This window comes from Brevibacterium picturae (genome assembly GCF_030453725.1).
Classification (GTDB): domain Bacteria; phylum Actinomycetota; class Actinomycetes; order Actinomycetales; family Brevibacteriaceae; genus Brevibacterium; species Brevibacterium sandarakinum_A.
This window is the reverse complement of record NZ_JAKDJU010000095.1, coordinates 1-11,625: the sequence shown is the minus strand read 5'-3', so window position 1 is coordinate 11,625 and position 11,625 is coordinate 1. Positions and strand designations below refer to the sequence as shown.

Sequence of the window (11,625 nt, the reverse complement as noted above, 5' to 3'; positions counted from 1 at the left end):
CGCCGGAGGCGAGCGCGGCCATGAGGAAGGCTGCGTGCTTGCCGGAGCAGTTGAAATACAGGGGCGACTTCGGGTCGCTGCTGCCAGCGGCACCCGAGGAGGCGCCGGCACCCGAGGAGGCGCCGGCATCAGCGGAGGCGTCGGCACCAGCGGAGGCGTCTGCCTGCAGGCTTCGTCGGAAGGCTCCGTCGGCGGGATGCGCGGACGGGCATTGGAGGTCGGCGGGGCTGAGACTGACGGATTCGAGCATCCCGGCGACCGCCTCGGCGTGGCCGGCCTCGCATGTGTGGGACGCGGTCGACAGCGCCGCCCAGGTGCCGGACACCGCGGCACCCAGATTCATCGCGGCGATGGCCTGCAGCGGTTTGAGACTCGACCGGGTGAATACGGGAGCCTCGGGCGCACCCAGGCTGATCAGCGGTGATCCATCCGGGTCGAGGACGACGGCGGAACCGATATGGCGGGATTCGAGGAATCCACTGCGAACGACTGCAGCCAATTCGGCGGCGTCGGCGGAGGCGAATGTGGAACAAGACACGCAGTCAAGCCTACGACCTTATAGGCTGGTGGTGTGAAGGTTCTTGTTATCGGTTCGGGCTCCCGCGAACACGCCCTCGTCCTTGCTCTCAGTCGCGACCCCCAGGTCGACGCCGTCATCGCCGCACCCGGCAACCCCGGAATTGCCGCGATCGCGCACACCGAAGCCGTGGATGTGAACGATTCCGCAGCGGTCACTGCGCTGGCGGAGACGCTCGACGTCGACCTCGTCGTCATCGGCCCCGAGGCGCCACTGGTCGCCGGGGTCGCCGACGCCCTGCGTGAGTCCTCGTTCCCGGTCTTCGGGCCCAGTTCCGAGGCCGCGGTCCTCGAAGGCTCGAAGGCGTTCGCGAAGGAGGTCATGGAGTCGGCGAATGTGCCCACCGCACGCACCGTGGTCGCCTACACCCCCGAGGAGGCGGCCGCGGCCCTCGACGACTTCGGTACTCCGTACGTGGTCAAGGCCGATGGCCTGGCCGCGGGCAAGGGCGTCGTCGTGACCTCGGACCGGGCCGAGGCACTGACCCACGCCACCTCGTGCCTCGAGGTCTCAGACCGGGTCGTCATCGAGGACTACCTCGACGGCCCCGAGGTCTCCCTCTTCGTGCTGAGCGACGGGCAGCATACCGTTCCCCTGGCTCCTGCCCAGGACTTCAAGCGCATCAGCGACGGGGACACGGGGCCCAACACCGGTGGCATGGGCGCCTACTCGCCGCTGCCTTGGATCCCGGCCGGCACCGTCGATGAGATCGTGGACACCGTCGCCCAGCCGGTCGTCGATGAGATGACCCGCCGCGGCACCCCCTTCGTCGGCCTCCTCTACTGCGGGCTCGCCCTGACCTCGAAGGGCCTGCGGGTCGTGGAGTTCAACGTCCGCTTCGGCGACCCCGAAACCCAGTCCGTTCTTGCCCGTCTGCGCAGCCCGCTGGGACAGACCATGCTCGCCGCCGCCGAGGGTCGCCTCGACGAGGTCGGCGAGCTCGAGTGGGACCCGCGCACCTCGGTGACCGTGGTCATGGCCGCCGAGAATTACCCGAACACTCCCCGCACCGGCGACATCATCCGCGGTCTCAACACGGCCGACGGGCTCGAGGACGTCCACATCCTCCACGCCGGGACCGCCCGGGCCACAGACACGGGGGCTGGGTTCGCCCCGGAGGACACCGTCATCTCCGAGGACGTCGCCGAGACCGGAGACATCGTCACCGCCGGCGGTCGTGTGCTCTCCATCGTCTCGCTGGGCTCGGGCCTCGACGAGGCACGGGCCAAGGCCTATGCCGCTGTGACCGAGGTCAAATGGGACGGCGAACAGCACAGGACCGACATCGCCGAGGTGGCCGCCCGCGGGCAGATCACCGTCGCCGATATCTACCCGGCCCCTGAGAGGGCGGCCGCCGTGCCGTCGGCAGAGGCTGCTCCGACCGATGCGGCGTCGGGAGAGGCTGCGACGTCGGGAGAGGCTGCGGCGTCGGGAGATGAGCCGACGCTGCCGTTCCCTGTCGAGGAACCGTCACCGGGCTCGAGCGCCTCAGCGCGACTCGATTCCACGGCTCCCGAGCTCCCGGGCTGGGAGCACGTGTACTCCGGCAAGGTCCGCGACCTCTACATCCCCGACGACGCCGCTGACGCCGCCTCGACCGAGCAGCTGCTCATGGTCGCCTCGGATCGCATCTCCGCCTATGACTGGGTTCTCGATTCCGAGATCCCCGACAAGGGCAGGGTGCTCACCGGCTTGAGTCTGTGGTGGTTCGACCAGCTCTCCGAGGTCATCGGCAACCATGTCATCAGCTCCGATGTCCCCGAGGCCGTGGCCGGCCGCGGTCTCATCGTGAAGAACCTGTCGATGCTGCCCATCGAATGCGTGGCCCGCGGCTACCTCACCGGCTCCGGCATGGCCGACTACAAGGCCACGGGTTCCGTGTGCGGAATCCAGCTGCCGGCAGGTCTCATCGAAGCCGACCGTCTGGAACCTGCGATCTTCACGCCGGCGACCAAGGCCGAGCTGGGAGACCACGACGAGAACGTCAGCTTCGCCCAGATCACGGAGACCATCGGCACCGAGGCGGCCGAGAAGGCCCGTGACCTGACCATCGAGATCTACCAGAAGGCCGAGGCGATCGCCCGTGAGCGCGGCATCATCCTCGCCGACACGAAGTTCGAGTTCGGCACGCTGCCCGATGGCACGCTGGTCCTCGGCGACGAGGTGCTCACTCCGGATTCGTCTCGCTTCTGGGATGCCGAGAGCTACGAGGCAGGCCAGGCGCAGGCGAGCTTCGACAAGCAGTTCGTCCGCGACTGGCTGACGACAGAGTCCGGCTGGGACAAGTCCTCGGACACTCCCCCACCGGCGCTGCCCGCCGAGGTGATCGAAAAGACCCGCGCCCGCTACATCGAGGCCTTCGAAAGGCTCACCGGACAGAAGTTCCCCGGCTGAGGCCAATCACAGCCTGACCGCGTCACCCCTGCAACGCTGCTTCACCGAAACAACGCCGCACCGCCGACACCACTGCGCACGCATGCGTGTCCCGGCGGTGCGGCGTTGTTTCGGTGCCTATATGCGCTGGAATGTTGTGTCGCCCCACCCGGCCTGCTGTACATCCGCCACACGTCTCTGCCCGCGAAAAACGCACAGAACAACACTGAATCAGCAGTCCTCACATTTCTGCACGAGGTTTTCTCAGCGTCAAGCCGTCTCATACAACGAAATCGGTGGAAACCACCTGCCGGTTCCGCTAGGGTGGATCCGACAGTGACCGGCGACACATCATGTCGCACGAGCCACACATTGACGTGCAACTCGGTTGGAAGTGACACCATGCATTACTGGAACGGCAGCTATCGCGAAGGCAGCGGCGAGGCCTTCACCCTCGTCAACCCGGCAACGGGTGAGCGAATCGGAGAGTACACGCTGGCAAACTCCGCCGACGTCAACGCAGCAGTCGCCTCGGCGAAGGCCGCCTACCCCGCCTTCAAGGCGCTGACCCCGGGAGAGCGGGCAGAGATGATGCTGGCCCTGGCGACTCAGCTCGAGGCCCGTGCCGACGAGCTCGCCGAGCTCGAATCCCTACAGACCGGCAAGTCCATCCGCCTGGCCAAGGAATTCGACGTGCCCGGCTCGATCGACAACGCGAAGTTCTTCGCCGGCGCCGCCCGTCAGCTCACCGGCCTGGCCGCCGGAACCTATTGGGAGAAGTCGACGTCGATGACGAGGCGCGAACCCCTCGGCGTCGTCGGCTCCATCGCCCCGTGGAACTACCCGCTGCAGATGGCCGCGTGGAAGATCTTCCCCGCCGTCGCGGCCGGCAATACGATCGTGCTCAAAACCTCGGAGATGACTCCCGGGACCTCGCTCATCCTCGCCGAGGCGGCCACCGCGGCAGGCTTCGCCCCCGGAGTCATCAACGTCATCGCCGGTGACGGTCTCGAAGCCGGGGAAGCGCTCATCACCCATCCGGACGTCGTCATGTCCTCGTTCACCGGATCGACGAAGGTGGGCCGTCGCATCATGGAACTCGCCGCGGCCAAGGGCTCCCGCGTCCACCTCGAGCTCGGCGGCAAGGCCCCGCTCGTGGTCTTCGACGATGCCGACATCGAGGCCGCCGCACGCGGTGCCGTCGCCGGGACACTCATCAACTCCGGACAGGACTGCACCGCGGCCACGCGGGCCATCGTTGCCCGCGGGCACTTCGAGGCCTTCACCGATCGGGTCACCGAACTCATGAACGGCGTCCGCGTCGGCAACCCGACGGACCCCGCCACAGACATGGGATCCCTGATCTCGCTGACCCACCGCTCACGGGTCGCCAGCATGGTCGATCGCGCCCGTGAAGCCGGGGCTACGATCCACTGCGGCGGGCAGGTGCCCACGCACAACCACCTCGGCGAGGCTCTGCCCGGGGACACCGAGTCAACGGCGTACTACGCGCCGACGCTCATCAGCGGAATCGACACCGACGCCGAGGTGTGGCGGGACGAGATCTTCGGTCCCGTCCTCGTCGCGATCGCCTTCGACACCGATGACGAGGCCATCGACCTGGCCAACGACACCCCGTACGGTCTGGCGGCGAGCGCTTGGACGACGACCACGAACCGGACGATGCGTGCCGCAGCCGACATCGAGGCCGGATGCGTGTGGATCAACGAGCACATCCCGATCGTCTCCGACATGCCCCACGGCGGATACAAGGCCTCCGGGTTCGGCAAGGACATGAGCCAGTACTCGTTCGATGAGTACACGCAGGTCAAGCACGTGTTCATCGATCAGCACGAGGACCCGCACCACGAATGGCAGGACACCGTCTTCACGTCCTGAGCCCCGGTGCACATACAATGACATCCTGCGGAGCGCGTCCGGCGCGTCTCCGCCTCACCTTCGACAAGGAAGTCGGGAGGAATATGAACCTCGACGTTCTCGACGTCAGCATCTTCGACGGCCACGCCGTCCTGCCCGCGGACCGCATCAGCATTCGCGACGGAATCATCACCGAGATCGGCGTCGGCGCGGCGCCCGAACCTGCCGAACGCACCATCACGGCCACGGGGAAGCTGATCACGCCCGGGTTCGTCGACGCCCATGTACACACAACCTTCGGCGGACAGGAGTCCCTGGCCTGCGATCTCAGCGAAGCACAGGGGCTCGAGGCCTCCCTCGACGTGATCCGGGACTACCTGGCCGCAACCGCTCCGGAAGCCACAGCTGCTGTCGATGCCGCGACTGCCGCGACCGCCACGACAGCAGCAGATGGATGGGTCACCGGCGGCGGGTGGTCGATGTCCGATTTCCCCGGAGGCGCACCGAGAGCCGCGATCCTTGACGAGCTGAGCCCGGACCGGCCCATCATCCTGCTCAGTGCCGATCATCATTCGGCATGGGTGAATTCGAGGGCCATGGACCTCGCCGGCCTCGAGACCTCCACCCCCACCCCGCCCGGAGGCGTGATCGAGAAGAACGAGGACGGCGCACCGACCGGGTGCCTGCACGAATCCGCGATGGATATCGTCTCCGGGATCGTCCCCGCCGCTGCCAACTCCGCCGTCCGCGCCGGGCTGCTCGCCGGGCAGTCCTTCCTGCACAAACTCGGCGTCACCGCGTGGATGGATGCGATCGTCGGCGACTACTCCGGCCATCGCTCCCCCTTCGATGCCTATGTCGACGCGGAGAACACCGACGATCTGTCCGCCGAGGTGGTCGGCAGCCTGTGGTGGCCCCGTGACGTCGATGACATCGACGCCCAGGTCGCGGCCCTGCTCGAGCAGCGGCGAACTCAGGGACAGTTCCGCACGACCTCGGTGAAGTTCATGCTCGACGGCATCGTCGAATCCCGGACAGCCGCAATGAGTGCTGAGTACAGCTGCGCCTGCGGCGGATTCGGCACCAGCTACTTCACCCGCGAGCACCTCCACCGGTCCTTCGCCGCCCTCGACGCGGCAGGCTTCGACATCCACTGCCATGCGATCGGTGATGCTGCCATCAAGGCCGCCCTCGACGCATTCGAAGCCATCGGAAGCGACAGCGGATACTCCGATGGCACAGACAGCGACCGCCGCCATCACATCGCCCACGTCCAGGTCGTCGACCCCGTTGATGTCGACCGCTTCGCGACGCTCGGGATCACCGCGAATCTGCAGGCACTGTGGGCCTGCCACGACCAGCAGCTGCTCGACCTCAACATTCCCTACCTCGGTGCCGAACGCACCAGCTGGCTGTACCCATTCAGGTCATTCGCAAAGGCAGGGACCCACCTGGCCATGGGTTCGGACTGGCCGGTCTCGACGCCGAACCCCTGGGAGGCGATCCATGTCGCCGTGAACCGCTCGCACCCGGACGCGGGCGACCCGGCACCGCTCCTGCCCGAGCAGGCCATCGACCTGACCACCGCGCTGCGCGCCTACACCTCCGGGTCCGCACACCTGCTGCGCTCGAACACCAACGGGACCATCCGCACCGGCCAGGTCGCCAATCTCGCGCTGGCAAGTGCCAACCCCTTCGACATCGCCCCGCAGAGACTCGTCGAGGTGCACAACGAACTGACAGTCGCAGACGGTCGGATCGTCCACGACGACACCGCCCCAGAGTCCATTCCAGTCACACAGCCTGAAAGGCAATCATGACCACGACAGTCACGCCAGAGTCATCTGCTCCCCCGCAGGTCGGGCACCTGGAGGTCCGAGGAGTCAAGAAGGTCTTCGGGGACACCACCGCGATCGAACGTCTCGACCTGTCCGTGCGCAAGGGCGAGTTCCTGTCCCTCCTGGGCCCCTCGGGCTGCGGAAAGACGACCCTGCTGCGCATGATCGCAGGCTTCGAGACTCCCACAGACGGGGCGATCCTACTGTCGGGCAAGGACATCGTCAGCCTCCCGCCGCATCGGCGCCCGGTGAACACAGTGTTCCAGTCGTACCTGCTGTTCCCCCACATGAACATCGCCGACAACATCGCCTACGGGCTCAAGCAGGCGAAAGTCCCCAAGCCGGACATCGCCGAGAGGGTTCGTGAGGTTCTGGCGCTGGTCCAGATGGAGGACTTCGCAGGGCGCAAACCCGAACAGCTCTCCGGCGGTCAGCAGCAGCGCATCGCCCTCGCCCGCGCCCTGGTGAATCGCCCACAGGTCCTTCTGCTCGACGAACCGATGTCGGCTCTCGACCGCAAACTGCGCGAGGAGATGCAGCTCGAGCTCAAGCGCCTGCATGCGAGACTCGGCACCACGTTCGTGTTCGTCACCCATGATCAGCAGGAGGCGCTGGCGATGAGTGATCGCATCGTCGTCATGTACGACGGGGTCATCCAGCAGGTCGGCAGCGGTGAGGAGATCTACGAGGAGCCGGGCAATCGGTTCGTCGCGAGCTTCATCGGCAAACAGAATTTCATCCCGGTCACCGTGACCGAGGTCGACGACGCGGGGGCGACCCTGACGAGTAAGAACTCGGTGATGCACACGAGCGCGATCGAGTCCAAACCTGTCACGGCGGACTCTTCCGCCGGCGCTGGAGCCCTGCGTGAAGGTGACACGGTCCGAGCCGCCATCCGTCCCGAGCGGATGCGAGTCGCCGGGGCCGACCCCGCTGCCGGGACGATGCCGAACACGGCCCCGGGCACCGTCATCTCCACCTCGTTCCTCGGCGATGTCGTGCAGTACATGGTGCGTTCCGGCTCGAATGACGAGGTCCTCGCTCGTGTCCCAGCGGCCGGTGCCCAGATCTTCGCGCAGGGCGACGAGGTTGCGCTGTCCTGGGACTCCGATGCGGTGGCGGTGTTCGCCGATGAGTAAGCGCTCCCCGATCAGCGTCCTCGCTCCGCACGACAAGGTCGAAAGGATCACACGACGAGCGGCTCTGGCCGGCTTCGGCGTCCTCGGCCTCGGGGCTCTGACCGCGTGCGGGCGGAATACGAGCATGGCCGCCTCACCGGCGACCGATGGCGAGCTCGAATCGAAGCTCAACCTCTATACCTGGGGCGATTACGATTCTCCGGATCTGCTGGAGAAGTTCCGCGACGACTTCGATGTGCTCCTGCAGGTCGACTCCTACGGATCGAACGAGGAGCTCATCGCCAAGCTGTCCTCGAGCCGCGGAACCTCGGGCTACGACGTCGTCGTCCCCACCGGCTCCCAGATCGACCGGTTCGCCAGCCATGACCTGCTCCAACCCCTGGATCTGTCCCTGATTCCGAACTTCTCGCACATGGATCCGAACTTCATCGACCAGGACTTCGATCCGGGGAATGAGTACACGATCTGCAAGGCCTGGGGCACAACCGGCTTTGCCTACCGCACCGATGTCATCTCGGGCACGATGACCTCCTGGCAGGATTTCATCGATGCTGCCCAGGGCGAGGCCGCCGGGCGCACATCGCTGCTGTCCGACCCGTGGGAGGTCACGGCGATCACGCTGGCGACCCTCGGTTACAGCCTGAACACGACCGATGAGAAGGAGCTCGCCGAGGCGAAGAAGATCATCCTCGACGAGATCGCGCCCAATGTCCGTGCCTATTTCGGCAGCGCATCAACGGGAATGATCCAGGGCAGCTTCGACCTCATGCAGTCCTACAACGGCGACGCCCGTCAGGGCTTCAACGAGGTCGACAACCCGGAGGACTGGGAGTACGTCTTCCCGACGCCCTCGGCGAATCTCTGGATGGACTGCTGGGCGATCGCCACCGGGGCACCGCATCCGGATGCCGCCCATGAGTTCATCAACTTCATGATCTCCCCCGACAACACCATGACCCAGATCGAATACATCGGCTATCCGATCGGGGTCAAGGGCACGGAGGAGAAGGCGAAGGAGGCCGAACTCGACTACCTCGATCTCATCTTCCCGGACCAGGAGGTTCTCGATCGACTCGAGGCCAGCATCTTCAATGAGGGAATGGCGGCACGCGTCGACATCCTCACCGAGGCCAAAAGGAGGTCGGGAGCAGCATGATTCCGCTTCGCAACAGAATCTTCGGACCCGCGGCACTGTCGTTTCCCACGTGGGCCTACGTGCTCTTCTTCTTCGTCATCCCCGTGGCGATGGTGTTCTTCTTCAGCTTCGGCTACAAGCCGGACATCTACACGGCGGTGGCCACCGATGAACTCAGCTTCGATCGATTCCCCGAAGCGCTGAATCCGGCCTTCGTGTCGACGTTCTTCGCCACGCTGCGGATCTCGCTCCTCGGCACGTTCATCTGTCTGCTCATCGCACTGCCCTTCGCCTATTGGATCGCGGTGAAGATCTCCCCAGCCCGGCGCAGCCTCGCCCTGGCTCTGGTCATGGTGCCGTTCTGGACGAACTTCCTCGTCCGCACGCTCGGCTGGCAGATCATCCTCTCCCCCACGGGCTTCTTCTCCGAGGGGCTCATGGCGCTGGGGCTGACGCAGGAGAGGATCGACATTCTCTACACCCACACCGCGGTCCAGATCGGCGTCGTCTACAACTATCTGCCGCTCATGATCCTGCCGCTCTTCGTGGCCATCGACCGGTCGGGCACGAAGCTGCGCGAAGCCAGCTACGACCTCGGCGCGAACAAGGTCAAGACCTTCTTCAAGGTGACACTGCCCATGGCGATGCCGGGCGTCATCTCGGGCTGCCTGCTCGTCTTCATCCCACTCAACGGCGACTACATCACCGCCACCGTGCTCGGCGGGGCGAGCGGGTCGATGATCGGCCAGCTCATCGCCGAACAGTTCAACTCCGCTCAGAACTGGGCGCTGGGTTCGGCCATGGCCGTCGTCCTCATCGCCTCGACTGTCGTCGTCGTGGGCCTCGGCTTCGCTCTGCTCAAGATCGGGCAGCTCATCGCGGCGAAGGCCAACAGTATTCCGATCTCGAACGGGAGGGCATGACATGGCCCATACGATCCGCAAACCGCTGACCGACAGGCTCCTCAGCGCATGGGGGATCCTGGTCTTCATCTACCTGTTCCTGCCGATCGCCGTCATCGTCGCCTACTCGTTCAACAACGGCAAGGTGCTCGCGAATTTCTCCGAGTTCGGCTTCAACGCCTACGCCAACGGACTCGACAACGACGTCATCGTCGCCACCGTATTCACGAGCCTCCAGGCCGCCGTCGGCTCGGCGATCGTGGCGACCATCTTCGGCACCATCGGCGGCGTCGCCCTCGCCCGTGCCAAGCGCGGGGTGTGGTGGGCCGTCGGACTCACCGTCGTTCTCGGTGCCACACTGTTCACCCCGGAGATCGTCGACGGCATCGCCTTCCTGCCGTGGTTCGTCACGCTCGGCGTGGACTGGGGGCTGACCCCGTTCAACGACGGACTGGTCCGCCTGATCATCTCGCACGCAATGTTCTCGATGGCCGTCGTGACCTTCATCATCCGGGCGCGAATGGCCGGGATGAACCAGCAGCTCGAGGAGGCCGCCGCCGACCTCGGTGCCAACGCGTGGCAGAGGTTCCGCGACATCACCCTGCCGATCGCGGCTCCCGGCATCTTCGCCGGCGCCCTCATGTCGTTCACGCTCAGCCTGGACAACACGATCCTCTCGAGCTTCGTCCAGCTGCCGGGGTCGACACCGTGGCCGGTCTACATCTTCGCTGCGGTCAAGGTGGCACTGCGGCCCGAGATCGCCGCGATCTCGACTCTCATGTTCCTACTCACCCTCATCGCACTCGGGGTCTGCGCCCTGGCTCTGCGCAAGACCGGGGGAAGCTCGACGGAGATCATCAAGACCATGGCCGGATGATTCCCGGACCCTCGCCGAGGTGGGCCCGGAGTCCGCGAGTTCTCGCCGAGGTGGGCCCAGAGTCTGCGAGGCCCGCACACCTGCACACAGTTGACATTTGCCGCAAGGCAGAAGGAGAAGTGACATGGACGTCAAAGTCGCACTGGCCGACGCCTCGACCGTTCCGTTCTGGCTCGATTCCGAGCAGCGGCCGGAGCCCCAGCCACCGCTGACCCGCGATCTCGAGGCCGGCCTCGTCATCGTCGGCGGTGGCTTCACCGGCCTGTGGACGGCTCTGCAGGCGAAGGAACGTGACCCCGATCGCCACGTCGTCCTGATTGAGGCGAACACGATCGGGTGGGCCGCCTCGGGGCGCAACGGCGGGTTCTGTGCCGCCAGCCTCACCCACGGCTATGACAACGGCGAATCGCATCTGCCGGATGAGAACGAGCGTCTGGCGCAGTTGGGGCGGGAGAACCTCGACGCGATCGAAGCAGCCGTGGCCAGGTACGACATGGATGTCGAGTTCGAACGCACCGGTGAACTCGACGTCGCGACCGAGGACTACCAGGTTCCGGAGCTGCGCGAAGCGCACGACCCCGAGGCTGGTTTCATCTTCTACGATCAGCAGGAACTGGCCCAGATCGTGAAGTCACCGACGTACAAGGGTGCCCTCTGGGACTCTCGCGAGGTTGCCTTGGTCAACCCCGCCGAACTGTGCTGGGAACTGCTGCGGGTCATCCGTGAACTCGGCGTCGAGGTCTTCGAAGGCACAAAGGTCACCGATGTCAGCGACCGGACGTCGACGGTGCAGGTGACGACCCGAGTGAACTCTGCGCCCGCGTCCGGAACCGCGAGCTCCGCGCCCGGGTCCGCGAGCTCCGCGCCCGGGTCCGCGAGCGTCTCGACGATCACGGCGCAGCGGGT

At 65.8% G+C, this 11,625-nt stretch carries 9 protein-coding genes; 8 read left to right on the top strand and 1 reads right to left on the bottom strand.

Going from position 1 to position 11,625, the window contains the following annotated elements; genetic code table 11:
* A partial coding sequence (locus L0G76_RS10355; protein WP_304357165.1) for an asparaginase occupies positions 1-538 on the bottom strand: 538 nt, incomplete at its 3' end.
* A gap of 33 nt (positions 539-571) precedes the next feature.
* Between L0G76_RS10355 and purD the strand changes: the two genes are divergently transcribed.
* From purD to L0G76_RS10315, 8 genes are all read left to right on the top strand, one after another.
* A complete protein-coding gene (gene purD / locus L0G76_RS10350; protein ID WP_304357164.1) occupies positions 572-2,971 on the top strand; it encodes a phosphoribosylamine--glycine ligase in 2,400 nt (799 codons plus the stop codon).
* Positions 2,972-3,352: 381 nt separating this feature from the next.
* On the top strand, positions 3,353-4,849 hold the full coding sequence (locus L0G76_RS10345; protein WP_304357163.1) for an aminobutyraldehyde dehydrogenase: 1,497 nt from the start codon (positions 3,353-3,355) through the stop codon (positions 4,847-4,849).
* 83 nt (positions 4,850-4,932) lie between these two features.
* Complete coding sequence (locus L0G76_RS10340) at positions 4,933-6,648, top strand: amidohydrolase (RefSeq protein WP_304357162.1); 1,716 nt, start codon at positions 4,933-4,935, stop codon at positions 6,646-6,648.
* Complete coding sequence (locus L0G76_RS10335) at positions 6,645-7,805, top strand: ABC transporter ATP-binding protein (protein ID WP_304357161.1); 1,161 nt, start codon at positions 6,645-6,647, stop codon at positions 7,803-7,805. Before L0G76_RS10340 ends, L0G76_RS10335 begins: the two co-directional genes overlap by 4 nt.
* Positions 7,798-8,961, top strand: a complete 1,164-nt coding sequence (locus tag L0G76_RS10330; RefSeq protein WP_304357160.1) for an ABC transporter substrate-binding protein — start codon at positions 7,798-7,800, stop codon at positions 8,959-8,961. The genes L0G76_RS10335 and L0G76_RS10330 overlap by 8 nt, the downstream gene beginning before the upstream one ends.
* Entirely contained in the window at positions 8,958-9,863 is a 906-nt protein-coding gene (locus L0G76_RS10325) for an ABC transporter permease (protein ID WP_304357159.1), read from the top strand. Before L0G76_RS10330 ends, L0G76_RS10325 begins: the two co-directional genes overlap by 4 nt.
* Before the next feature lies 1 nt (position 9,864).
* The gene (locus L0G76_RS10320; RefSeq protein ID WP_304357158.1) at positions 9,865-10,719 is read left to right on the top strand and encodes an ABC transporter permease; all 855 of its coding nucleotides are present in this window, start codon (positions 9,865-9,867) and stop codon (positions 10,717-10,719) included.
* A 124-nt stretch (positions 10,720-10,843) separates the two neighbouring features.
* A partial coding sequence (locus L0G76_RS10315) for an NAD(P)/FAD-dependent oxidoreductase (protein WP_304357157.1) occupies positions 10,844-11,625 on the top strand: 782 nt, incomplete at its 3' end.